The organism is Bradyrhizobium sp. 139 (assembly GCF_023074175.1).
In the GTDB taxonomy this organism is placed as follows: Bacteria; Pseudomonadota; Alphaproteobacteria; order Rhizobiales; family Xanthobacteraceae; genus Bradyrhizobium.
On record NZ_JADPKS010000077.1, the window covers coordinates 13,119 to 35,348 of the forward strand.

Here is a 22,230-nt window from a genome sequence, read left to right on the forward strand (position 1 = left end):
TATCGAGCCCGCAAAGACCTGACACGCATGAGCTACGTTGAAGCCTCAGATACCTCCCTGCGCAAGACCGGACAGATCAAGCTGCACGGGCCGAGCGCCTTTGCCGGCATGCGCAAGGCGGGCGCGCTGGTGGCCAAGTGCCTCGACGAACTCACCGACATCGTCGGGCCCGGCGTGCCGACCGAGCGCATCGACCAATTCGTCCGCGACTTCGCCTTTAGCCACAATGCCTATCCGGCCACGCTGATGTATCGCGGCTACCGCTACTCGACCTGCACCTCGCTCAATCACGTGGTCTGCCACGGCATGCCCGGCGACCGTCCGCTGAAAGAGGGCGACATCGTCAATATCGATGTCACCTTCATCCTCGACGGCTGGTACGGCGATTCCAGCCGCATGTATGCGGTCGGCCCGATCGCGCGCAAGGCCGAGCGGCTGATCGAGGTGACGTATGAGGCCATGATGCGCGGCATCGCCGCGGTGAAGCCCGGCGCCACCACCGGCGACATCGGCCACGCCATCCAGAGTTTTGTCGAGCCGCAAGGCATGAGCGTGGTGCGCGATTTCTGCGGCCATGGCCTCGGCCGCATGTTCCACGACGAGCCGAACATCATCCATATCGGCCGGCCCGGCGAAGGCGTTCAGCTCAAGCCCGGCATGTTCTTCACCATCGAGCCGATGATCAATCTCGGCAAGCCGCATGTAAAAATCCTCTCCGACGGCTGGACCGCGGTGACCCGCGACCGCTCGCTGTCGGCGCAGTTCGAGCACTCCGTCGGCGTCACCGCGACGGGCGTCGAGATTTTTACGCTGTCGGAGCGGCACGGCGAGAAGCAGATCGGGTGATCGTTTGGCACTGCGCCCTAGTGGCGGCGCCGGAATGACGACGGCGGCCGCTTGTAGGTCGCGACAAATGCATCGTTGAATCTGCGAACGCTGCCGAAACCGGCGGCGAAGGCGATCTCAGCGAGGCTCATGCCGGTCTGGTCAATCAAGCGTTTGGCTTCCTGCACACGCCGCGTCGCGGCGATCTCGCTCGGGCTCGCGCCGGCATGGCGCATGAACAGACGGAGCAGATGGCGCGGTCCGACTCCAAGAGCTTCCGCGAGCTCCGCCATGGACGCGCGGTCCAGAAAGCCGTCGTTGATCAGGCGCATCCCGCGCGCCACGGTGGTGGCCGTTCCCATCCAGGCCGGAGATCCCGGCGCCGTTTCCGGCCGGCAACGCAGGCATGGCCGAAAGCCGGCCCGCTCGGCGGCGGCCGCGGTCGCGTAAAAGGTGACGTTTTCGGAGCGGGCCGGGCGAACGGGACAGACCGGCCGGCAATAGATGCGCGTCGAGCGAACACCGGAGAAGAACAGGCCATCGAAAGCCCGCGCACGCGCCAGCCGCGCCCGATCGCAGGTTTCCCAGTCGAGATGCGGTGGCAGCGTCTGCCGATGCGCCGAGCCTGTCGTCATGGCGAAATCATAGTTTCAACGCGGCCGGCCGAGTAGCTGAAATCGGACTCGACCGGGCGATGAGGTCCGAATTCAGCCAGCGTGCGTCGCCGCTCCGGATCATGGTGCCGGCAGATCCCGGAGCAAATTGCATGATCACGCAAGCGCAACAAACAACGTCAGGGCACACCACTCTCGCATTCGAGATCGGGCTCCTGTTGCTTCTCTCCCTGATCTGGGGCGGTTCGTTCACGCTCATCAAGATCGCGATCCCGACGATACCGCCGTTCACGATGGTCGCCGCGCGGGTGACGATCGCGGGCATTCTCCTGATCCTGATCGCTCTCGCGCAGGGGCACGCCCTTCCCCGCCAAGGATCGGCCTGGGCAGCTTTCTTCGTGCAAGGGCTGCTGCAAAGCGCGCTGCCCTTCACTCTGATCAGTTGGGGCGAGATGCATATCCCGAGCGGGCTCGCCGGTGTGCTCAATGCGACCCCGCCGATGTTCGTTCTTGCGATCGCACTGATGACCGGGCGCGGGCGTCAAACGATCAGCGGCCGGAAGATCGCCGGCATCGGTCTTGGGCTTGCCGGCGTGGCCGTGACGATGGGCATCGATGCTCTCTCCGGAATCGGTACGGCGGAGCCGGCAGCACAAGCGGCAGTGCTCGGCGCCAGCCTCTGCTACGCGCTCGCTCCGATATGGGGGCAGCGGTTCTCGAAACTTCCCGCGATCGTCACGGCAGCCGGGGCCATGAGTTGCGCTGCGTTCCTCATGCCCCCAGTGGCCGCCATCGTCGAACGGCCCTCGACGCTGGCGCCAACAGCGCAGGCGGTCGCGGCGGTCCTCGGCCTCGCGGTCGTCTGCACCGCGCTTGCCATGGTGATCTATTTCCGCCTGATCCGCACGCTCGGCCCGCTTGGGACCACAAGCGGAAGTTACCTGCGCGCGGGCTTTGCGGTGGTGCTCGGCACCGTACTGCTGGGTGAGCGCTTTACCTGGTCGATTGCCGCTGGAATGGCGCTCATTCTCGCCGGCGTCGTTGCCGTTACGATGCCCCTGCGGGCGCAAAGCGCCAGGAAGCCGGCGGCCTGATTGTCACCAAAGTCTGATGCCGAGACCAGCGCGCCGTTCCGCAATTGACGGTTGCAAAAACGCTGGTCTGCGGCAATGCTGGCGGCCGATGCCCGCCAAGACCGACCACGACAAGAGCAAGCCGGACGAAGCGCCGCACTATCACGGCCATCGCGAGCGGCTGCGCGAGCGCTTCTACAGCGCCGGCGCGGATGCGCTCAGCGACTACGAACTGTTGGAGATGGCACTGTTTCCAGCGCTGCCCCGGCGCGACACCAAGCCGCTGGCGAAGATTCTGATCAAGACGTTTGGTTCGTTCGCCGAAGTCGTCCATGCCCCGGTGGCGCGGCTGCGGGAGATCGAGGGCGTCGGCGAGCCCGCAATCAACCAGCTCAAGCTGATCGCGGCGGCGGCGCACCGCGTCGCCAAGGGCGGGGTCAACAGCCGCAACGCGCTGTCGTCCTGGAACGAGGTGATCGACTATTGTCGCACCAGCATGGCGTTTGCCGACAAGGAGCAATTCCGCCTGCTGTTCCTCGACAAACGCAACCAGCTCATCGCCGACGAGGTGCAGCAGACCGGCACCGTCGATCACACCCCGGTCTATCCGCGCGAGGTGATCAAGCGCGCGCTGGAATTGTCGGCAACCGCGCTGATCCTGGTGCACAACCACCCCTCCGGCGATCCCTCGCCCTCGCAGGCCGACATCCATATGACCAAGGCGATCATCGACATCGCAAAACCGCTCGGGATCTCCGTGCACGACCACATCATCGTCGGCAAGAGCGGGCATGCAAGCCTGCGCGGGATGCGGTTGATCTAGGGCTTCAAACCAGATGACAAGGACATGATGAGCGACTGGCTACACAATCTGCCGGTGCCGTGGATGGCGCTGGTGATCTTCGCATTCACCTATCTTCTGACCGCGGCCATATTCGCAGGCGTCGCGCTTGTCGCGACGGGAGAGCGCGCGAAATCGCTGAAGGCGATCTCGCCGGGCATGCTGCCGGTGCTCGGCATCATCTTCGGCCTGTTCGTCGCCTTCACCGCGGCGCAGGTCTGGGGCGACAGCGACCGCGCCGGCGCTGCGGTGAGCCGTGAGGCCAGCGCGCTTCGAAGCGCCGTGCTGCTGGCCGCCGGCCTGCCCGCGGAGCAGGAGGTAAAGCTGCGCGGCCTGGTGCGCGACTATGTCGGGCAGGCCGTGGCGGTGGAATGGCCGATGATGGCGCATCAGGAATTGTCGCTGAAGGCCACGCCGCCCGCGCTCGCCGAGGCCTTGCAGCTCGTCGTCGTGATGATGCCGCAAGGCACGGGTCAGGCGAACGTGCAGCGCGAGCTCATCGCCGCGCTGGAGCAGGCGCTGGATGCGCGGCGGCAGCGGATCATCGTCAGCCTCGCCGCGGTGAACGCTGTCAAATGGTGGTGCCTTTACCTCCAGGCCGCCTGCGCGCTGCTGGTGATCGGCCTCGTTCATTGCGACAACCGGCTGGGATCGGCGATCGCGATGGGCCTGTTCGCGACCGGCGTCGCCACCTCGGTCCTGCTGATCGCCGCGCATGACCGGCCATTCACCGGCCAGGTCTCGATCAAGCCTGAGCCGCTGCTCCAGATCATGCCGGAGGCAGCGGCGAAGAGCTAAGGCGCGATGGCTCGTCCGGTCAGTAGCAATACCGCGGATCGACCGGGACGTAGGAGCCGTCCCGGCGCTGCATGTAGCAGCCGCGCTGATAGGCATAATAGCCGGAGCGGCGGCGCTCGCCCTCGGACGCGATTGCGGCACCTGTGCCGGCACCGACGACGGCGCCGATTGCGGCTCCACGGCCTCCGCCGAGCGCGCCGCCCAGGATCGCCCCGCCGACACCGCCGATGATCGCGCCGCCGACGGCATCCTGGGCGACCGCCTCACGGACCGGCATCGCCATCACAACCGTCAGACATGCCGCGATAGCAAGACTTCCAATGCGAAGACCTCGAAGCATGCTCGCCCTCCCCTGTGGTCAGGCGAGTCATAGCGCCGCAGCCGGATTCGGACCAGAAAAATCACCACGCCGGGACCTGGCGCTTCACGCAATGACGTCGGAGGCGCAGCGCGAAGAGGGCTCAAACCATGCCGCGCGCGATGACAGGTCGTCCGATCGGAACGTCAGGGATCGACCCAGCGCTGCACGGCCTCGGCGGTATCGGCGGGCGTGGTGTTGAAGCAGATCGCGGCATTCGGTGCCAGCCGATGGACGAGGTTGAGCACCTTCTCGAACAGCAGCAGGCGCTCCCTCGGCTCGCGCAGGCCCGCCCCGATCACGATGCAGTCGAAGCTTTCGTCGCGCAGCGCCGCCGTGACGCCGGCTTCCGCGGTGGCGTCGAGATCGATCAGGCAGCTCGTGACCTCATAGCCGAGATCGCGCAGGCGCAGCAATTGCGCCTCGATGTAGCCGCGCACGAGCTCCGGCGTGAGCTGCGGGAACGCGCTGTAGTCTGCATTGCCGGGTTCGATGCCGATCGCGAGGATGCGCTTGGCCATGCAGGGCTCCTTGCCGGACCGTCTGCGTCGCTAACGGACGGACGACCATGCCGGTTCCCTCAGTGACGGTTCGCGCTGCCGGCGAAGACCTCGGCCTTGATCCGGTCCTGCCGCGCATTTTCCCGCTGAAGCTGTAAGCCATTTCACATGCACCGAGCCGGCAACCTGCCACATTTGCGGGAGATCACGCCCTGAGCACGGCGTCCGGCCCATATCTGACTTGCACGAAATTTCGATAATTCATCAATTTTCGGGAGCGGGAAATCGTCTCATTCGAGAGTCTGAAGAGCGAATACGAGCGGAATTGGGCCAATCTCGAGATCCGGCCTGCGCGCCTCGCCGACGCGAATGGAGTCGCACGCAAGGCGATCAACGGCAAGGCGACCTATCAGCAGATCGAGCGGTTGACCGGACTCCCCTGGTATTTTGCTGCCGTCTGCCACTACCGCGAATCCAACTTCGATTTTGACACTTATCTCGGCAACGGCGAGTCGCTTCATCGCGTGACGAGCATCGTTCCGAAAGGGCGCGGTCCCTTTGCCACGTTCGTGGACGGCGCCGTGGACGCGTTCAGAATCGAAAACTTCATCGGCGCTCACGACTGGGGTGTCGCGCGGATTCTGTTCCGGCTCGAGGCGTTCAACGGCTTCGGCTATCACGCCAAGGGCTGCAATTCGCCCTACCTCTATGGCGGCTCGACACTGTACGGGCCGCCGGAGGCGAGGGCCGGCAAATTCGTCCGCGATCACGTGTTCGACTCGAACCACGTCGATTCCCAGCTCGGCACCGCGGTGATCCTGCATGCGATGATGTCGCTCGATTCCTCGATCACCCTCGACGGCAGCCCGCAATTCGCGAGCCGCACGGAGCCCGAGGACGAAGCGGCGTCGACGATCGTTCTGATGCAGCAGGCGCTCAACAAGCTCGGCGCCAATCCCATGCTCGCCGAGGACGGCATCAGCGGACCGAAGACCAGGGCTGCGGTCTCGCAGTTTCAGCAGCAGAACGGCCTGAGGGATACCGGGCTTCTCGACGGGGCCACGGTCGCAGCCATTACGCGTGCAACGCAGGCGGGAGGCTCCGTGCAGAGCGGCGATCTGTCCCATATCCTGAAGCGGCTGGAACACCTCGCACAGTTGCTGCGACCGTCATCCGGCGGCGTAACTCCGGCAACGACGACACCGGGCAACACGCTGCCCGCCACCAACGATCCGATCAGCCTGTTCGAACGGCTCTTCTCCCTCATCAACAAGACGGCGCCCGTGCCGGGACCCGTCACCCCGACCAGCCCGGCCCCGGTCGATCAGTTGAAGCAGGTCGTCGACCTGCTCAGCACCCTGCTCAACAAGGACGGCAAGCCCGTGCTCGGCCAGGTCAACGGCGCACTCGGCGATACCATCGGCAAGCTCCTCGACGGCAAGAAGACCGCGCTCGGCATCGGCGGCTCGCTGATCACGGCGCTGCTCTCGTCGGTGACCGCGAGCCCGAATGCGGGAGGCCTTGCCGGATTGCTCGGGACGATCGTGTCGGCCGTGCCGGGCCTTGGTCAGTTTGCGCTTCCAATATCGCTGGCGCTCACCGCCTGGGGTGTGCTCGGCAAGATGGAGAAGTGGGCGCAAGGCACCGCGCCGCCGCCCAAGCCGACGACGTAACCTGCGGCCATCCTTCGAGACGCCCGCCTGCGGCGGGCCCTCAGGATGAGGTCGCGTTTCGCGGCGAGATATCAGATCCCCATGGTGAGGAGCCCGCCAAAGCGGGCGTCTCGAACCATGCAGGCCGAGCACGTCTGCGTCGTCTACTGACGCAGCATGACCAAGGGATCGGCGGTATCTGGCACGCGCCGCCATTGCGCGTTGTCGTCGGCCTCGAACTGCCAGACCTCTGCTGATTTCGACATCAGGACGATCTGGCCGCGCTCGAGCCGCCATTGCGTCGGATTGAATTGAGCAATCGCCGGATCGCATTTCGGCTTGAGGAAGACCTGGAAATTGTCGGGGCCCGCCTCGGTGTTGGTCAGTGTCAGCCCGCACACCGGCTGGCCGTTGCCGCGCACCATCGACCAGTCCCCGATCATCTGGTCCATCGACTTCGCCATCGAGCGGGCGGCGGCGAGATCCTGCAGGATGTAGACGCCCTCGCCCTGCCGCAGGCCTTCGAAGATGCCGGCCTCGACCTCGGTGAAGTCGATCACGGCTTCACCGGTCGCATTCTGCAAACGAACGATGTCGAGACCCCTGACGCTCCAGGCGACGATGTCCTTGGTGAACGGCAGCGCTGTCTTGCAGGCCGGCTCCAGCTCGAGCTTGAAACCCTGGCCCGCGGCGTCAGCCTTGAGCGTGACGACACAGGTCTTGCTGCGCTCGGTGGTCGAGAGCTCCCATTGTCCGGGCATTTCCTTCTTCAGGGTCGTCGTATCCTGCGCCTGCGCAGGGATGATCGCGGCAACACATGCCGCGATCATCAATGCAACGACCCGAAGAACTTTCATCAGCGCCCCTTGACCGGCGTTTCCGCAACTGGCGTCAGCGGCGCCTTGCCGGCGAACCAGGCCTTGAGATTGTCGACCACGAGCTGATCCATCGCGTTGCGCGTCACCACCGACGCCGAGCCGATATGCGGCAGCAGCACCACGTTCTGCATGGCCTTGAGCTCGTCCGGCACATTCGGCTCGGCCGCGAACACGTCGAGGCCGGCGGCGAGGATGGTGCCGGACTTGAGCGCCTGGACCAGCGCCGGCTCGTCGATCACCGAGCCGCGCGCCACATTGACCAGCACGCCGCGCGGGCCGAGCGCCTTCAGCACTTCGGCATTGATCATCTTTTCGGTAGCGGCGCCGCCGGGCACGATCACCATCAGCGTATCCACCGCCTTCGCCATCTCGATCAGATCAGGATAGTGCTTGTAGGTGACGTCCTTGGAGGGATTGCGGGAGTGATAGACCACGGGGACCAGCGACGCCTCAAGGCGGCGCGCGATCGCCTGGCCGATCCGTCCCATGCCGACGATGCCGACCTTGCGGTCGCGCAACGAGCCGACGCTGAGCGGATAGTTTTGCGTCTGCCAGAGGCCGGAGCGCACGTAACGGTCGGCCTTGATGAACTCACGCACCGTGGAGATCAGAAGACCCATCGCGACATCGGCGACCTCCTCGGTCAGCACGTCAGGCGTGTTGGTGACGATAATGTTGTGCTCGGCCGCGTATTTGGCATCGACGTGGTCGTAGCCGACGCCAAAGCTCGCCACCATCTCGAGCTTGGGCAATTGCGACAGCGAACCCCTGTCGGCGCGCACCGTGTGATAGGTCACCGCCATGCCACGAATTTTTTCGCGGATCGCCGGCGTCAACCGCTCGAGGTCACCTCGCGTCTCAGCCTTGTGCACGACGAAATGATCGGAAAAACCGTTGTCGAGGATCGGCCGCACCGGCCCATAAATCAGAAGGTCGATCTTTTCGGACGAAATCGAACCGGCAGTCATCAGTTGTCCTTTCCAAGCGCGCTCTCGTGCCAGCGCCGTAAAACGAGGTGGGAAACTAGCGCCAGCACCCCGTAGATGACAATCCCGGCCAGCGACAACAGCAGCAGCGCTGCGAACATGCGGGGTATGTTCAACCGGTAGCCGGATTCGGCAATCCTGTAGGCGAGCCCGGAGCCCGCGCCGGCGGTGCCCGCGGCGATTTCGGCCACGACCGCGCCGATCAGCGATAGGCCGCCGGCGATCCGCAGGCCGCCGAGGATATAGGGCAACGCCGCGGGGAGCTTCAGGAAGCGCAGGGCTTGCTGTGGCGAGGCGCCATAGAGCTGGAACAGGCCGGCAAGGTTGCGATCGACCGAATTCAGCCCGAGCGTGGTGTTGGACAGCACCGGGAAAAAGGCGACGATGAAGGCGCAGACGACGACCGCGGTCTGCTGCTCCAGGTAGATCAGCAGCAGTGGTGCGATCGCGATCACCGGCGTGACCTGGAGAATGACGGCATAGGGGAACAGCGAATATTCCACCCATTTCGACTGGTTGAACAGCAGCGCGAGGGCGATGCCGCCGATGCTGGCCGCGACAAAACCTTCGAGCGTGGTCAGGAGCGTGGCGGCAAGCGATTGTGACAGCACCGCCCAGTCATTGATCAGGGTCAGGAAGATGACGGAAGGCGCCGGCAGCACGTAGGGCGGAATCTCCTTGATGCGGACCACGAGTTCCCAGGCGACGAGGCTGGCCGCAAACACCACGACGGGAAGCACGAAACGCACCGCGCGTTGCGCGCCGGATGGTTTGGCGGTGACGGCCGGTTGCATGCTCATAGCGTCGACTGCCCCGAATAGGACGGCGCCAGCGCCGCCGACACTTTCCGGCAATAATCAGAATAGGCCGCCGAAGTGCGAAACGCCTCGCCGCGCGGCTCGACCGTCTCGACGCGGATGTCGGCCTGAATGCGGCCAGGCCGCGCCGTCATGACCACCACGCGCTGCGACAGATAGACGGATTCGAACACCGAATGGGTGACGAAGATGACGGTCTTGCCAAGGCTGCGCCACAGCGCGAGCAAATCGTTGTTGAGGCGGAAGCGCGTGATTTCGTCGAGCGCCGCGAACGGCTCATCCATCAGGAGGATATCAGGATCGGTGACGAGCGCGCGCGCCAGCGACACGCGCATTTTCATGCCGCCGGAGAGCTCGCGCGGGAATGCATCGGCGAAATCGGCGAGCCCGACGCTGGCCAGCGCCTCATCGACACGCGCGCGGGCTTCAGCTTTCGGCACGCGCGCGAGTTTCAGCGGCAGCCGCACGTTTTCGCGCACGCTGGTCCAGGGCATCAGGGTCGGCTCCTGAAACACGAAGCCGATGCCATGGCCCGGCTGCGCCGCGCCCTGATGGCGCGCCACCCGCACGATCCCGGACGACGGCGCGCTGAGCTCCGCGATCAGGCGCAGCGCAGTCGACTTGCCGCAGCCGGACGGACCGAGCAGTGAGATGAACTCGCCCTTGCACACGGCAAGATCGAGCGGGCCGAGCGCCATGACGCCGTTGTCATAGACCTTCGTCACGCCGCGCAGGCTGACGGCGAGAGCCGCCAGCCCGGCCTCGACCCCCGACGAAGTTTTGCCCTCTACCATTGATGGCGCGCTGCTGTGCGGCGTGGTCGAGCCGCGACCTTCACCTCTCCCCTGTGGGGAGAGGTCGCGCCGAAGGCGCGGGTGAGGGGGCTCAGGTTCCACGAGAGAACGTAACCCCTCACCCGCACCGCATCTGACGATGCGATGCGACCTCTCCCTTCGGGAGAGGTGGACCAATCCGCCGCGGTCTTTTCCGACCTCGGCATGCGTTACGGTTTGCTCGGGCGCAGCTCGACGCCGACGCCCTTGTTGACGAAGCGCAGCGTATAGGATTTGCGGAAATCGAGGTCTGGCTTCACCACGCCCGCCTTTACCATCTTGTTGAAGAAGGAGGTGTAGCGCTCGTCACTCATCGCGCCGATACCGTTCTTCAACGACTCGCCGGAATCGACGATGCCGTATTCCTTCATCTTGGCGACGGAATAGGCGAGCAGCTCGTCGGTCATCTCCGGATTGAGCTTCTTGATCATGGCATTGCCGGCGGAATTGTCGCGGTAGATGTAATTGTACCAGCCGACCATGGAGGCATCGACGAAGCGCTGCACCAGGTCGGGTTTCTTCTCGATCATGTCGCGGCGGGTCTCGATCAGGGTCGAATAGGTATTGAAGCCGGAATCGGCGAGCAGCAGCACGTTGGGCTTGAAGCCGGCGGCCTTCTCGACCGCGAACGGCTCGGAGGTGACGTAGCCCTGCATCGCGCTCTTGGGGTTGGCGATGAAGGGCTGCGGATTGAAATTGTAGGGGCGGACGTTCTTCTCGCTGAAACCGTATTCGGACTTCAGCCACTGGAAGTAGCTGGTCATGCCCTCCTTGGAGACGAACAGCGTCAACGGCTTGAGGTCCTCGATCTTCGCAACCTTGACATCCGGCTGCGTCAGCATCACCTGCGGATCTTTCTGGAAGATCGCGGCGATCGTCACCACGGGAACGTTGTTGGCGACCGCATCGAACGACATCAGCGTGTTCGCGGCCATGAAGAAATCGATCTTGCCGGCGATCAGGAGCATCCGGTTGTTCTCGTTGGGACCGCCGGGGACGATGGTGACGTCAAGGCCGTAGCGCTTGTAGGTGCCGTCGGCGACGGCCTGGAAGAAACCGCCATGTTCGGCCTCGGCGACCCAATTGGTGCCGAAGGAGACCTTGTCCAGCGTCTCGGCGCGCACGGGCAGGGTCGCGAGAGATGCGGCCACCAAGGCACCCGTTAACGCTCGCCGCAGATGGTTGGGGCGCATGATTGGACTCCGTCGATCGTTCCGGCCCATGATAACCAAGAAAGTTCGGGAGACGCGGCCGGCCGAGCAGCGTCCCCCGAGGAGCCCCAAATTACGTTACAAATCGGCGCAAAGAAACCTTTGATGAATTCGTCCCTGCCCCGCGACTGGTCCGGCATCGACTGGAGCGAGATCGCGCCCCCGGAACCGTCGCGCTGGATCGCGGTGCTGCCGCTGGCGGCGACCGAGCAGCACGGCCCGCATCTGCCGCTCGAGACCGACGTTCTGATCGCCGACGCCTATCTCGCGCGTGTGCGCCAACTTTTGCCCGAAGACGTCCCGGCGACATTCCTCCCCGTTGAACCGATCGGGATTTCCACCGAGCATATCGACTATCCGGGCACGCAGACGCTGCCGACTGAGGTGGCGCTGAAGCGATGGACAGGGATCGGCGAGGACGTCGCGCGCCGCGGCGTGAAGAAGCTCGTCATCATCACCAGCCATGGCGGCAACAGCGCGGCGATGATGCTGGTCGCGCAGGATCTTCGCGCGCATCACAAGCTGTTCGTGGTGACGACGTCGTGGTCGCGGCTGTCGGGCGCGGAGAAACTGTTCCCGGCGGATGAAGTGCGCCACGGCATTCACGGCGGCGCCGTCGAGACCTCGATCATGCTGGCGCGCTATCCCGACCAGCTGCGCAAGGATGCGATCGCGGATTTTCCCGCGAGCAGCATCGCCATCGAGAAACGGTATCGATGGCTGTCGACGCAGCGGCCCGCGCCGTTCGCCTGGCAGGCGCAGGATCTCAACGCCAGCGGGGCCGTCGGCAATGCGACGCTCGCCGTGCCTGCGAAGGGCGAACAGCTCGTCGATCAGGGCGCGCGCGCATTTTGCGAGCTGCTTGCCGAGGTCGATAACTTCGACGTGAACAGGCTGGCCAAAGGCCCCCTCGGCTAGTTGTCATCCCTCTGGAATTATTGAGGAAAGAGCCGAATTCCGGGAGCGCCGAGAGCGCTTTCGAACCGGTTTCGACGTGGCTCCGTCCAACTGGGCACGCGGGCCACAACGGACCGTCTCAACCCGGATGGAGTTTCAAATGTCGATCAAGACCAAGATTGCCGCTGTCGCTCTCGCAGCACTCGCCGTGACCGGCAGCATCGTGTCCACCACTTCGCAGGCCGAAGCCAAGCCGCTCGGCTGGGGCTGGGGTGTGGGCGCCGGCATTGCCACCGCCGCCGTCGTCGGCTCCGCGATCGCCGCCAGCAACGATCCTTATTACAACGGCTATCACCGCTGCGGCTGGGTCGCCCAGTACGACGCCTTCGGCCAGTACATTGGCCGCGTTCGTACCTGCTACTGATTTGAGGATCTGAGGCCGATCTCACGTGGATCCTGCGTCCGGCACGGGCGCCTCATCCACCCCGTGTCGCACCCCGACCCCGCCCGGCTGTCCCCCCGGGCGGGGTCATCCATTTCGGGCCCCCGGGGAAATTGTTGCAGTCCCGTCACATCCCGGTGCGAACCATCATCTGCGGCAATCCGCGTCAGTTGCTATTGCGAATTAATCGCAATAAGGTTCGCAGCAGGCACAGGAACTTGGGAAGAAATCGCGCCCGATCGAGATCATCTCGCCCGATCGCGTGCAAACCGAGACCTGATGACAGGGTCGCCGCGAATCAGCAGGGATATCGCAGCGGGTGGAATCCATCTGCGTTTGGGGGCGTGCGTTTTGACGTTGAGAGGTCACCGACAGCGGTACTTGCGGACGGCCGCGGCGATTGCCTCGGGCATGCTGGCTTTTCCCGCCGCTGGCCGCGCGGCCGATCTGCCGCTGAAGGGCCCCGCCCTGAAGGCGGTCTATGACTGGACCGGCCTCTATATCGGTGCACATGCCGGCTATGGCCGCGGCTCGTCCAGTTTCGCCCTCAACGACGGCACCGCGATCAAGGACAGCGGCATCTTCAGCGGCATGATCGGCGGCGTGCAGGCCGGCTACAATTACCGGCTCACCTCCGGTTGGCTGGTCGGGGTCGAAGGCGATTTTTCGTTCCCCAATTACATCACCTCGAACTCGATCGTTTCCTTCCTGGCGACACCCGCCAACACCGTCACCCAGCAATGGGACTACACCGCCAGCCTGCGCGGCCGCGTCGGCTACACCAGCGGTCCGTGGCTCGTCTACGCCACTGGCGGCTTCGTGTGGATGGGCGAACGCTATTTCGACACGCCGGCCGCCGGCGAAGTCCCGAAAATCCTGAACACGCGGCCCGGCTGGATTGCGGGTGCCGGCATCGAATACGGCTTTGCGCCGCACTGGAGCGCGCGGATCGAATATCTCTATAGCCGCTTCGACAGCGCCAATATCGCCTTCTCCACGGGGGCCCAATACACCTCCTCGTCGCTCGACTTCCAGTCGATCAGGCTCGGCCTCAACCGCAAGGTCGATTGGCCGGGCATGCCGAGCTACAATCCCAAGAGTTCGCTGATCGACACGGAATCGGATCGCTGGGAGATCCACGGCCAGAGCACCTATCTGCCGCAAGGCTATCCGTCGTTCCCCGCGCTCTACAGCGGACCGAACTCGCTCTCGCCGTCAGCACAGGCCAAGGCGACCTGGAGCAACAGCCTGTTCCTGAACGCACGGCTGTGGGACGGCGGCGAGGTCTATTACAATCCCGAGCTGCTCCAGGGATTTGGGCTGAACGACACCGTGGGCGCCGCCGGCTTCCCGAATGGCGAAGCGCAGAAGTCCAACTTCCCCTATCCGCATTACAACACCTCGCGGCTTTTCGTGCGCCAGACCTTCGGCTTCGGCGGCGAGCAGGAGGAGCTTGCGAGCGGCCAGTTGCAGCTGGGACAGAAGGTCGACGTGTCCAGGCTCACGGTGCAGGCCGGCAAGTTCGCGGTGGTCGACGTGTTCGACGGCAATGCCTACGCCAAGGACACCCGCAGGGATTTCATGAACTGGTCGATATGGGCGCCCGGTGCCTTCGATTATTCCGCCGACAAGGTCGGCCTCACCTACGGCGTCACCGCCGAGCTCAACCAGAAGCAATGGGCGCTACGCGGCGGCTATTTCCTGATGGTCGCGGAGCCCAATTCAAATCATTTCGACAGCAGGGTCGGGGAGCGCGGCCAGTACGTGGTCGAGCTCGAGACGCGCTTCTCGCTGTTTGGCCAACCCGGCAAGCTCAGGACCATGGGCTGGCTCGACAGCGCCAATATGGGCAGCTTCCGCGAGACGCTGGACAATCCCGCGCTCAATCTCGACATCGGGCAAACCCGGCGCGGCCGTACCAAGGTCGGCTATGTCGTCAATCTCGAACAGGCGATCACCGACGATGTCGGGCTGTTCGGCCGCTGGAGCTGGAACGACGGCAAGAGCGAGACGATTGCCTTCACCGACATCAACCGCAGCCTGTCCGGTGGCCTGTCGATCAAGGGCACCAAATGGGGCCGGCCCGACGACGTGATCGGCACAGGCGGCGCCATCAATGCCATCTCGCAGGATTATCGCGACTTCCTGGCCGCTGGCGGCCTCGGTGTTCTCATTGGTGACGGCGCGCTCAACTACCGCAAGGAGCGCATCCTCGAAACCTATTACGCTTACGCGCTGAACAGGAATCTCACCCTGACCGCCGACTATCAGCTCATCGTCAACCCTGCCTACAACGCCGATCGCGGGCCGGTGTCGGTGTTCTCGGGACGGCTGCACGGCGAGTTCTGAGCCTCGCAAGCACGGTTCCGATGCGACAATTTGGTTGGAACCGGGCAAACCGCGCATCCAGTTGATATATAGGGGCTTGGTCCGGCAGCCGTCGGGTCAAGTGTCCCTTCTCCTTGCGCACAATGTTGTCCGTCGAACTCATCATCGTCGTCGTTCTGATCGTCATCAACGGCCTTTTGTCCATGTCCGAGCTGGCCGTGGTCTCGTCCCGCCCGGCCCGGCTGTCACTACTCGCTGCCAAGGGTGTGCGCGGCGCCGAGCGGGCGCTGGCACTCGCGGCTGATCCCGGAAAATTCCTCTCGACGGTGCAGATCGGCATCACGCTGGTCGGCGTGCTCTCGGGCGCGTTCTCCGGCGCCACGCTCGGGCAGCGGCTGACGCAATGGCTGCTCGACCTCGGCCTGTCCGCAGGGATTGCCGACATCGTCGGCGTCGGCATCGTCGTCACGCTCATCACCTACGCCACCCTGATCGTCGGCGAGCTGGTGCCGAAGCAGGTGGCCCTGCGCGACCCCGAGAGCATTGCGGTCAGGGTCGCGCCCGCGTTGCACTTGCTGGCAAAGATTTCGCTGCCGCTCGTTTTTCTGCTCGATCTCTCCGGCAGACTGATCCTCACGCTGCTCGGCCGCGGCGGCAAGGCTGACGAGAAGGTCTCGGAAGACGAGATCCATCATCTCGTCAGCGAGGCCGAAAACGCCGGCGTGCTCGAGCCCGGCGAGAAGGAGATGATCGCCGGCGTGATGCGGCTCGGCGACCGGCCGGTCGGCGCCGTCATGACGCCGCGCACGGAGGTCGACGAGATCGACCTGAACGATGCGCCGGAGGCCATTCGCGAGATCATCGCCAAGAGCCCGCATTCGCGTTTTCCCGTTTCGGACGGCGATCGCGACAAGCCGATCGGCGTGCTTCAGGCCAAGGACCTGCTGATCGCCTATATGAACGAACGCACCCCCGACCTGCGCGCGCTTGTTCGCGAGGCGCCGGGCATTCCGGCATCAGCCGATGCCCGCGACGTGGTCGCGATCCTGAGAGCTGCTCCGGTTCATGTCGGCCTCGTCTATGACGAGTATGGTGCTTTCGAAGGCATGGTGACTGCGGCGGACATCCTCGAATCGATCGTCGGCGCCTTCCATTCCGAAGAAGGTCCGCCGGAGCCGGCCTATGTCAAACGCGCCGACTCGTCGCTCCTGATCGCCGGCTGGATGCCGGTCGACGAGTTCGGCGAGCTGCTCGGCATCGAACTGCCGCCGCACCGCTACAACACGGTGGCGGGCCTCGTGCTGCAACAGTTCAACGTGCTGCCCAATGTCGGCGATGCCTTCGACTTCGCCGGCTGGCATATCGAGGTCGTCGATCTCGACGGACGGAGGATCGACAAGATTCTCGTGAGCCGGCGGGGTGAGCAGGCGGCGGCGTGAGTTGAGCGCCCAATTCTCCGCTCGACGTCCTGGACAAGCGCGCCCAAAGCGCGCGCCGATCCGGGACCCATAGCCACAGGGAGAAGTTGTAGCGCGAGATCTGAGTTGGCTGTCTTCGCCAAACTCAATCCTGGGGATATGGGTCCCGGATCTGCGCTCCGCTTCGCTCGCTTGTCCGGGACGACGGCTGAGTTGTGGCGTGAGCCCTCACCCGAACCTCACACCGATCCGCTTTTCCTTGCGCCAGACTACCGTGCAGGACAGGTGCGTTCCGTCGGCCTGGATGAACAGGGTGAAGTGTTCGGGGATACCGACCGGACTGGTGACGTCGAGGGCGGCACCGGTGTTGGAAAAATTGCGGACGGTGCAGTCAATCGCGCCGCCGCCGAACTCGATGGTTCCGGCTTTCAGCACGCGGTGCCTGGCTTTGTCGCGTCGCTCGTCCATGGGGCTATTTAAACCCAAAAGTGACACAGACGATAACGCTCTACGCTGCCCGCGGTGAATTTACGCCGCCGCAGGATGCCGGCGGTATCATGCGGTGGCCCGTTACTGCGCCGGCTGGAAGGTCGCTGCCTGCGCCATCCGCCAGGCATCGCGAAAGCGCGGATCTTCGGTGCCTTCGAGCAGTTCGCCCGGGCGCAGCGCCGGATAGAGCTGCGCGAAGGACTTCACCTCCGTCGTCGAGTTGCGCTGGCTGAAGTGGATCGGGCGCAGCTGCTGCGGATGTTCAAGACCGGCCGCGGCGATCAGCTCGGCCAACGAATGCAGCGTGGCGTGGTGATAATTGTGCACGCGATCGATCTTGAGCGGCACATAGAGCGCGCGGGCCCGCGTGGGATCCTGCGTCGCCACCCCGGTCGGGCAGCGATCGGTGTGGCAGCTCAGCGACTGGATGCAGCCGAGTGAGAACATGAATCCGCGCGCCGAATTGCACCAGTCGGCGCCGATCGCCATCGCGCGCGCCATGTCGAAGGCGGTCGCGATCTTGCCGGAAGCGCCCAGCTTGACGCGGTCGCGGGCATTGATGCCGATCAGGGCGTTGTGGACGAAGTTGACGCCCTCGCGCATCGGCATGCCCAGATGATCCATGAACTCCAGCGGCGCCGCGCCGGTACCGCCTTCATTGCCGTCGACGACGATGAAGTCCGGATAGATGCCGGTCTCGATCATCGCCTTGCAGATCGCCAAAAACTCCCAGGGGTGCCCGATGCAGAGCTTGAAGCCGGTCGGCTTGCCGCCGGAGAGGCGGCGCATCTCGGCGATGAACTGCATCATCCCAACCGGGGTGGAGAAGACGCGGTGCGAGGCCGGCGAGATGCAGTCCTCGCCCATCGAGACGCCGCGGATCTTGGAAATCTCCTCCGAGACTTTTGCCGCGGGCAGCACGCCGCCATGGCCGGGCTTGGCGCCCTGGCTGATCTTGAGCTCGACCATCTTGATCTGGTCGGCGCCGGCGACCCGCGCGAATGCCTCCGGATCGAACGAGCCGTCGAGATGACGGCAGCCGAAATAGCCCGAACCGATTTCCCAGATGATGTCGCCGCCCATTTCGCAGTGATAGGGGCTGACGCCGCCCTCGCCGGTATCATGCGCAAAGCCCCCCTTTTTTGCGCCGGCATTCAGCGCGCGCACGGCGTTCGGGCTGAGCGCGCCAAAACTCATGGCCGAGATGTTGAAAACGGAGGCCGAATACGGCTGCTTGCAGTCGGGGCCGCCGATGACGATGCGGAATTTCTCATCGGCATGCGTCTTCGGCGAGACCGAGTGATGCATCCATTCATAGCCCTCGCGATAGACGTCCTCCTGGGTGCCGAACGGGCGCTTGTCGAGCTCCATCTTGGCGCGCTGATAGACCACCGCGCGGATGTCGCGCGAGAACGGCATGCCGTCCTTTTCGCTCTCGAAGAAATACTGCCGCATCTCCGGGCGGATTTCTTCCAGGAGGAAGCGGATATGCGCCGAGATCGGGTAGTTGCGCAGAACCGCATGGCCCTTCTGCATGAGGTCGCGGACACCGAGCAGCGTCAGGGCGCCAAAGATCAGGATCGGGATCAGCAGGATGTCGAAGATCTTGCGATCGGCGATGCCGATGCCGATCAGGAGCGCGGTGACCACCGCGCAGATCGTCAGCACAATGAAACGCGGCGAGAATGGCAGCAGCAGGGTTTCCATGACACCCTCTTCCGCCAGCGCCAGGCGTATGGGCGAGAGGTGTTTGGGCGATAGTTGTTTGGGCGATAGTTGTTTAAGGGATTCCTGCGTCTTGTTGTCGTCGGCCACGATTCCCATCCTCTCGCCAGCTTGAGGCGGTACGATACGCCCGCGCCTGTCATACGGATATGACGCAGCGCTTGTTTCAGGCTAGTCAATTCCGCCGAGGCAAATCAATCAGCTCGATGGGGGGGTATTGCAGCGCAGCAGAGCGGTGGAGGGCAATGGCGAGCGGCCGCGATCTCGGCTGTCGTCCCGGGCAAGCGTCAGCGCAGGCCCGGGATCCACAACCACAGGCAGGCGTCGCAGCGCGAGATGCTGCCTGCCAGTCTTCGTCACGATTTAACCCTGTGGTTATGGGTCCCGGATCAGCGTCCGCCCTGGACAACGCTGCGCGTTGCCAGGCGCTCCGCTTGTCCGGGACGACAGGGGAATTGGTGGCGGCAAGCGGCGATCAGCGCTCGACGAACGCCTTCTCGATCACGAAATGGCCGGGCTTATTGCCGGAGCCCTCGACGAAGCCGCGGCCTTCGAACATCACTTTCAGCTCTTCGAGCATCGCCGGGCTGCCGCACATCATGACGCGGTCGGTTTCGATGTCGAGCGGGCCCTGTCCGATATCGTTGAAGATCTGCTCGGAGCTGATGAGGTCGGTGATGCGGCCGCGGTTTTTGAACGGCTCGCGGGTCACGGTCGGGTAGTAGACGAGCTTGTCCGCGAGCAACTCCCCGAAAAGCTCGTCCTCGCGCAGGCTGGCGACGAGCTTCTCGCCATAGGCGAGCTCGGAGACCTGGCGGCAGCCATGCACCAGCACGATCGACTCGAACTGGTCGTAGACCTCGGGGTCCTTGATCAGGCTGGCAAAGGGCGCGAGACCGGTGCCGGTCGAGAGCAGCATCAGCCGCTTGCCGGGAATGAGATTGTCGGTGATCAGCGTGCCGGTCGCCTTGCGGCCGACCAGGATGGTGTCGCCTTCCTTGATCTTCTGGAGGCGCGAGGTGAGCGGGCCGTCCTGAACCTTAATCGAGAAGAACTCGAGCTCTTCCTCGTGGTTGGCGCTCGCCATGCTGTAGGCGCGCAGCAGCGGACGGCCCTCGATCTCGAGGCCGATCATCGCGAACTGGCCGTTCTGGAAGCGGAAGCCGGTATCGCGCGTGGCGCGGAAGCTGAACAGCGTGTCGGTCCAATGCTGGACGGAAAGAACCTTCTCTCGGTAAAACGCGCTCATGATTTTCGATATTCCGAATAATTGCGGGTTTTAGGACAAAAGCGTTGCCCGGCCCCTGAAAGCGGGGCGGACACCATTTGTCATGGCGGAGGATTTCGCGTGTGTGATCTACGCCATTGCGACCAATAATCAACCTCGTTCCGGATGCAATTGATGCCGGTCAAACCGGCATTTGCGGCGGAAATGGCCACATCATTAATGAATCTGCTGCCTCGCATGCGCGGAGGGCAATTTCTTTTCCCTTTCAGGCTCGATCGCAGCACTTAATTTCCGTAGCGCTCGCGAGAATTTCATTAAGAATAGCTCTGATTTTCACCCGAGTTGGCGCCGTTTCCCGCATTTTTGCGGCCTTTGGCGACAGGAACGACTGAAGCACATGGCAAGCGGCGAGCGGATCTTCGTCCAGGCGATCAGGCGCTATTGCGCGAACCATGGCATCGCGCTCGATGTCCGCTCCGGCGGCTGGCTGCTCGCGATGCGCGGGCGCGGCAAGCGCCACTTCGCGTTCGGCTATGACATCGGCCTCAACAGCGCCGTCGCGCACCGTCTCGCCAACGACAAATCGGCCACTGCCGAGGTGCTGGCGCTCGAGGGCGTGCCCTGCATTCCCCATCATCTCTTCCTCAACCCCAAGCTAGGCAGGAATGTTGTTGGCCCCACCTGGCGAGATGCAATGCTTGAGCGGCTTCACGACCATCCGCAAGGCGTCGTGGTGAAGCCGAACGAGGGGACATCGGGGCGCTCGGTGTTCAAGGTGATGACGGAGGCGGAACTCGACCACGCGGTTGGCGATGTTTTTTCGATGAGCGCCGGGCTCGTGATCTCGCCTTATGTCGCGATCGAGGACGAGGTCCGTGTGGTGTTGCTCGACGATGTGCCCCTCGTCGTCTACAGCAAGCAGCGTGGCACGGATTGGCGACACAATCTCGATGCCGGCGCAAAGCCGGTGTTGCTGGAGGACGGCGAGGTTCGAACGGCTTGCGTGAAGCTCGCGATCGATGCCGCGAGCGCCATCGGCATCACCTTCACCTCGGTCGACGTGGTGTGCGTCGACGGTTCATGGCATGTGCTCGAGATCAATTCCGGCGTGATGATGGAGGCGCTGGCGAAGCTCTATCCGCAATTGGTGCAGGCGACGTATGATGCGGCGCTGGATCGGGTGTTTGGGAAGAATTAGCCGCAGCGAGCCTTGATCTATCGCCACCCTGAGGTGGCCGCTTCTTCAGCGGCCCTCGAAGGGCGACGGCCCGGCTGCACCGGCGCGGCCGTTCATCCTTCGAGGCTCCCGGCGCGATGCATTTGCATCGCGCCACGCGCACCTCAGGATGACGGAATGGTAGCCCGCTCCTCGACTTCTCGACGAAGCTCTCCTAATTATTCGCGCTCGCCGAATCGTCCATCGCCTTGAAGGCTTCCTCCAGTTGCAGCGAGATCGGCACGTTCAGCCGTTCGCCGGTGGGCAGCCGCGCGATGAACCATTTGTTGTAGAGCGGGACGAGGTCGTGGTTGGAGCCGAGCTTGCGGAAGGTGCGCTCGACCACCGCCGACAGTTGCGGATCGCCCTTCCTGAACATGATGCCGTAGGGATCGTAGGACAGGTAGTCGCCGGTGACGCGGAACTTGTCCTGCGCCTTGTGGCGCGCGATCAGGCTGGACAGCAGGATGTCGTCGGTCGCGAACGCATCGGCCTTGCCGTCGACGAGCATCTGGTATGACTGCTCGTGATCGGCACCGACGACGATGTTCAGCCCCAACGAGGACTTCTTGTCGGCCGCCTGGATAGCCTGCTCGTTGGTGGTGCCTTTCGTCACCACGATGGTCTTGCCCTTCAAATCGGCCAGCGACTGGACGCTGGACGCCTTCGGCACCATCAGCTTGGTGCCGGCGACGAACATCAACGGCGAGAACGCGACGCGCTTGCCGCGCTCGGCATTGGCGGTGGTCGAACCGCACTCCAGGTCGATCTTGTTCTGGAGCACCGCGTCGATGCGGTCATCCGAGGTGACCTTGACGTAGCCGATCTTCAGGTTGGGATCGTCGACCTCGACGCCGATCTCCTCGACGATGGCCTCGCAGAGCTCGAGGCTGTAGCCGACCGGGCGGCCCGCCTGGTCGAGGAACGAGAACGGCGGCGAGCTCTCGCGATAGCCGAGCCGCACGGTGTGCGCGTTCTTGATGGCTGATAGCGTCGGGCTAAGCCCTTCGCTGCCGCCGGTCTGGGCGGAGGCACCCGTTGCCAGCAGAAGCGCTGCCAGCAACAGACCGCTCGAAATCGCCGTGATAGGGCGCATGGTG

At 64.0% G+C, this 22,230-nt stretch carries 22 protein-coding genes; 10 read left to right on the plus strand and 12 right to left on the minus strand.

Features of this window, described 5'->3' with window-relative positions; genetic code table 11:
* Nucleotides 1-27: 27 nt before the first annotated feature.
* The gene (gene map, locus IVA80_RS18555) at nt 28-846 is read left to right on the plus strand and encodes a type I methionyl aminopeptidase (RefSeq protein WP_247433230.1); all 819 of its coding nucleotides are present in this window, start codon (nt 28-30) and stop codon (nt 844-846) included.
* 17 nt (nt 847-863) lie between these two features.
* On the opposite strand, the gene IVA80_RS18560 is transcribed toward map, so the two are convergent.
* Nucleotides 864-1,460, minus strand: a complete 597-nt coding sequence (locus IVA80_RS18560; protein WP_247433234.1) for an Ada metal-binding domain-containing protein — start codon at nt 1,458-1,460, stop codon at nt 864-866.
* 131 nt (nt 1,461-1,591) lie between these two features.
* Between IVA80_RS18560 and IVA80_RS18565 the strand changes: the two genes are divergently transcribed.
* The 3 genes from IVA80_RS18565 to IVA80_RS18575 all read left to right on the plus strand — a co-directional run bounded on the left by IVA80_RS18565 (nt 1,592) and on the right by IVA80_RS18575 (nt 4,151).
* Nucleotides 1,592-2,533 carry an EamA family transporter gene (locus tag IVA80_RS18565; protein ID WP_247433236.1) on the plus strand — a complete coding sequence of 314 codons (942 nt, stop codon included), beginning with the start codon at nt 1,592-1,594 and terminating at the stop codon, nt 2,531-2,533.
* Nucleotides 2,534-2,621: 88 nt separating this feature from the next.
* On the plus strand, nt 2,622-3,335 hold the full coding sequence (radC, locus tag IVA80_RS18570) for a DNA repair protein RadC (protein ID WP_247433239.1): 714 nt from the start codon (nt 2,622-2,624) through the stop codon (nt 3,333-3,335).
* Between the two features lie 24 nt (nt 3,336-3,359).
* Nucleotides 3,360-4,151 (plus strand): DUF4239 domain-containing protein, encoded by a 792-nt coding sequence (locus IVA80_RS18575; protein ID WP_247433242.1) that lies wholly within the window; start codon nt 3,360-3,362, stop codon nt 4,149-4,151.
* Nucleotides 4,152-4,170: 19 nt separating this feature from the next.
* Here the strand turns inward: IVA80_RS18575 and IVA80_RS18580 are convergent, their stop codons facing one another.
* Together IVA80_RS18580 and IVA80_RS18585 are read right to left on the minus strand one after the other, a co-directional pair.
* Complete coding sequence (locus tag IVA80_RS18580; RefSeq protein ID WP_247433246.1) at nt 4,171-4,491, minus strand: YMGG-like glycine zipper-containing protein; 321 nt, start codon at nt 4,489-4,491, stop codon at nt 4,171-4,173.
* Nucleotides 4,492-4,655: 164 nt separating this feature from the next.
* Nucleotides 4,656-5,030 carry a hypothetical protein gene (locus IVA80_RS18585; protein ID WP_247433249.1) on the minus strand — a complete coding sequence of 125 codons (375 nt, stop codon included), beginning with the start codon at nt 5,028-5,030 and terminating at the stop codon, nt 4,656-4,658.
* 263 nt (nt 5,031-5,293) lie between these two features.
* Between IVA80_RS18585 and IVA80_RS18590 the strand changes: the two genes are divergently transcribed.
* Nucleotides 5,294-6,682 (plus strand): peptidoglycan-binding protein, encoded by a 1,389-nt coding sequence (locus IVA80_RS18590; RefSeq protein ID WP_247433337.1) that lies wholly within the window; start codon nt 5,294-5,296, stop codon nt 6,680-6,682.
* 143 nt (nt 6,683-6,825) lie between these two features.
* On the opposite strand, the gene IVA80_RS18595 is transcribed toward IVA80_RS18590, so the two are convergent.
* The 5 genes from IVA80_RS18595 to IVA80_RS18615 all read right to left on the minus strand — a co-directional run bounded on the left by IVA80_RS18595 (nt 6,826) and on the right by IVA80_RS18615 (nt 11,369).
* Entirely contained in the window at nt 6,826-7,518 is a 693-nt protein-coding gene (locus tag IVA80_RS18595) for an AprI/Inh family metalloprotease inhibitor (RefSeq protein ID WP_247433252.1), read from the minus strand.
* On the minus strand, nt 7,518-8,507 hold the full coding sequence (locus IVA80_RS18600) for a 2-hydroxyacid dehydrogenase (RefSeq protein WP_247433256.1): 990 nt from the start codon (nt 8,505-8,507) through the stop codon (nt 7,518-7,520). The genes IVA80_RS18595 and IVA80_RS18600 overlap by 1 nt, the downstream gene beginning before the upstream one ends.
* On the minus strand, nt 8,507-9,325 hold the full coding sequence (locus IVA80_RS18605; protein ID WP_247433259.1) for an ABC transporter permease: 819 nt from the start codon (nt 9,323-9,325) through the stop codon (nt 8,507-8,509). The genes IVA80_RS18600 and IVA80_RS18605 overlap by 1 nt, the downstream gene beginning before the upstream one ends.
* Entirely contained in the window at nt 9,322-10,137 is an 816-nt protein-coding gene (locus IVA80_RS18610) for an ABC transporter ATP-binding protein (RefSeq protein ID WP_247433261.1), read from the minus strand. Before IVA80_RS18610 ends, IVA80_RS18605 begins: the two co-directional genes overlap by 4 nt.
* A gap of 209 nt (nt 10,138-10,346) precedes the next feature.
* Nucleotides 10,347-11,369, minus strand: coding sequence for an ABC transporter substrate-binding protein (locus tag IVA80_RS18615; protein ID WP_247433264.1), 1,023 nt, complete (start codon nt 11,367-11,369; stop codon nt 10,347-10,349).
* 123 nt (nt 11,370-11,492) lie between these two features.
* Here IVA80_RS18615 and IVA80_RS18620 point away from each other — a divergent pair, with 123 nt between their 5' ends.
* The 4 genes from IVA80_RS18620 (at nt 11,493) to IVA80_RS18635 (ending at nt 16,493) form a co-directional block, all read left to right on the plus strand.
* Nucleotides 11,493-12,305: a creatininase family protein gene (locus tag IVA80_RS18620; protein WP_247433267.1), complete on the plus strand. Its 813-nt coding sequence runs from the start codon at nt 11,493-11,495 to the stop codon at nt 12,303-12,305.
* A 139-nt stretch (nt 12,306-12,444) separates the two neighbouring features.
* Nucleotides 12,445-12,708: a hypothetical protein gene (locus IVA80_RS18625; protein ID WP_247433270.1), complete on the plus strand. Its 264-nt coding sequence runs from the start codon at nt 12,445-12,447 to the stop codon at nt 12,706-12,708.
* Nucleotides 12,709-13,137: 429 nt separating this feature from the next.
* Nucleotides 13,138-15,075 carry a carbohydrate porin gene (locus IVA80_RS18630; protein ID WP_247433275.1) on the plus strand — a complete coding sequence of 646 codons (1,938 nt, stop codon included), beginning with the start codon at nt 13,138-13,140 and terminating at the stop codon, nt 15,073-15,075.
* A gap of 122 nt (nt 15,076-15,197) precedes the next feature.
* A complete protein-coding gene (locus IVA80_RS18635; protein ID WP_247433278.1) occupies nt 15,198-16,493 on the plus strand; it encodes a hemolysin family protein in 1,296 nt (431 codons plus the stop codon).
* Nucleotides 16,494-16,700: 207 nt separating this feature from the next.
* On the opposite strand, the gene IVA80_RS18640 is transcribed toward IVA80_RS18635, so the two are convergent.
* From IVA80_RS18640 to IVA80_RS18650, 3 genes are all read right to left on the minus strand, one after another.
* A complete protein-coding gene (locus IVA80_RS18640) occupies nt 16,701-16,940 on the minus strand; it encodes a PilZ domain-containing protein (protein WP_247433283.1) in 240 nt (79 codons plus the stop codon).
* A 102-nt stretch (nt 16,941-17,042) separates the two neighbouring features.
* Complete coding sequence (locus IVA80_RS18645; protein WP_247433340.1) at nt 17,043-18,668, minus strand: FMN-binding glutamate synthase family protein; 1,626 nt, start codon at nt 18,666-18,668, stop codon at nt 17,043-17,045.
* Nucleotides 18,669-19,161: 493 nt separating this feature from the next.
* On the minus strand, nt 19,162-19,935 hold the full coding sequence (locus IVA80_RS18650; RefSeq protein WP_247433286.1) for a ferredoxin--NADP reductase: 774 nt from the start codon (nt 19,933-19,935) through the stop codon (nt 19,162-19,164).
* A gap of 376 nt (nt 19,936-20,311) precedes the next feature.
* Between IVA80_RS18650 and IVA80_RS18655 the strand changes: the two genes are divergently transcribed.
* Entirely contained in the window at nt 20,312-21,112 is an 801-nt protein-coding gene (locus IVA80_RS18655) for a RimK-like protein (protein WP_247433289.1), read from the plus strand.
* Between the two features lie 193 nt (nt 21,113-21,305).
* Here the strand turns inward: IVA80_RS18655 and IVA80_RS18660 are convergent, their stop codons facing one another.
* Nucleotides 21,306-22,226, minus strand: coding sequence for an amino acid ABC transporter substrate-binding protein (locus tag IVA80_RS18660; protein ID WP_247433292.1), 921 nt, complete (start codon nt 22,224-22,226; stop codon nt 21,306-21,308).
* Nucleotides 22,227-22,230 lie beyond the last annotated feature (4 nt).

Excerpts from the sequence above, each read along its gene's own strand:
- map (WP_247433230.1), top strand. The coding sequence starts at position 28 with ATGAGCTACGTTGAAGCCTCAGATACCTCCCTGCGCAAGACCGGACAG.
- IVA80_RS18560 (WP_247433234.1), bottom strand. The coding sequence starts at position 1,460 with ATGACGACAGGCTCGGCGCATCGGCAGACGCTGCCACCGCATCTCGAC.
- IVA80_RS18565 (WP_247433236.1), top strand. The coding sequence starts at position 1,592 with ATGATCACGCAAGCGCAACAAACAACGTCAGGGCACACCACTCTCGCA.
- radC (WP_247433239.1), top strand. The coding sequence starts at position 2,622 with ATGCCCGCCAAGACCGACCACGACAAGAGCAAGCCGGACGAAGCGCCG.
- IVA80_RS18575 (WP_247433242.1), top strand. The coding sequence starts at position 3,360 with ATGATGAGCGACTGGCTACACAATCTGCCGGTGCCGTGGATGGCGCTG.
- IVA80_RS18580 (WP_247433246.1), bottom strand. The coding sequence starts at position 4,491 with ATGCTTCGAGGTCTTCGCATTGGAAGTCTTGCTATCGCGGCATGTCTG.
- IVA80_RS18585 (WP_247433249.1), bottom strand. The coding sequence starts at position 5,030 with ATGGCCAAGCGCATCCTCGCGATCGGCATCGAACCCGGCAATGCAGAC.
- IVA80_RS18595 (WP_247433252.1), bottom strand. The coding sequence starts at position 7,518 with ATGAAAGTTCTTCGGGTCGTTGCATTGATGATCGCGGCATGTGTTGCC.
- IVA80_RS18600 (WP_247433256.1), bottom strand. The coding sequence starts at position 8,507 with ATGACTGCCGGTTCGATTTCGTCCGAAAAGATCGACCTTCTGATTTAT.
- IVA80_RS18605 (WP_247433259.1), bottom strand. The coding sequence starts at position 9,325 with ATGAGCATGCAACCGGCCGTCACCGCCAAACCATCCGGCGCGCAACGC.
- IVA80_RS18610 (WP_247433261.1), bottom strand. The coding sequence starts at position 10,137 with ATGGTAGAGGGCAAAACTTCGTCGGGGGTCGAGGCCGGGCTGGCGGCT.
- IVA80_RS18615 (WP_247433264.1), bottom strand. The coding sequence starts at position 11,369 with ATGCGCCCCAACCATCTGCGGCGAGCGTTAACGGGTGCCTTGGTGGCC.
- IVA80_RS18620 (WP_247433267.1), top strand. The coding sequence starts at position 11,493 with ATGAATTCGTCCCTGCCCCGCGACTGGTCCGGCATCGACTGGAGCGAG.
- IVA80_RS18625 (WP_247433270.1), top strand. The coding sequence starts at position 12,445 with ATGTCGATCAAGACCAAGATTGCCGCTGTCGCTCTCGCAGCACTCGCC.
- IVA80_RS18630 (WP_247433275.1), top strand. The coding sequence starts at position 13,138 with ATGCTGGCTTTTCCCGCCGCTGGCCGCGCGGCCGATCTGCCGCTGAAG.
- IVA80_RS18635 (WP_247433278.1), top strand. The coding sequence starts at position 15,198 with ATGTTGTCCGTCGAACTCATCATCGTCGTCGTTCTGATCGTCATCAAC.
- IVA80_RS18640 (WP_247433283.1), bottom strand. The coding sequence starts at position 16,940 with ATGGACGAGCGACGCGACAAAGCCAGGCACCGCGTGCTGAAAGCCGGA.
- IVA80_RS18645 (WP_247433340.1), bottom strand. The coding sequence starts at position 18,668 with ATGGAAACCCTGCTGCTGCCATTCTCGCCGCGTTTCATTGTGCTGACG.
- IVA80_RS18650 (WP_247433286.1), bottom strand. The coding sequence starts at position 19,935 with ATGAGCGCGTTTTACCGAGAGAAGGTTCTTTCCGTCCAGCATTGGACC.
- IVA80_RS18655 (WP_247433289.1), top strand. The coding sequence starts at position 20,312 with ATGGCAAGCGGCGAGCGGATCTTCGTCCAGGCGATCAGGCGCTATTGC.
- IVA80_RS18660 (WP_247433292.1), bottom strand. The coding sequence starts at position 22,226 with ATGCGCCCTATCACGGCGATTTCGAGCGGTCTGTTGCTGGCAGCGCTT.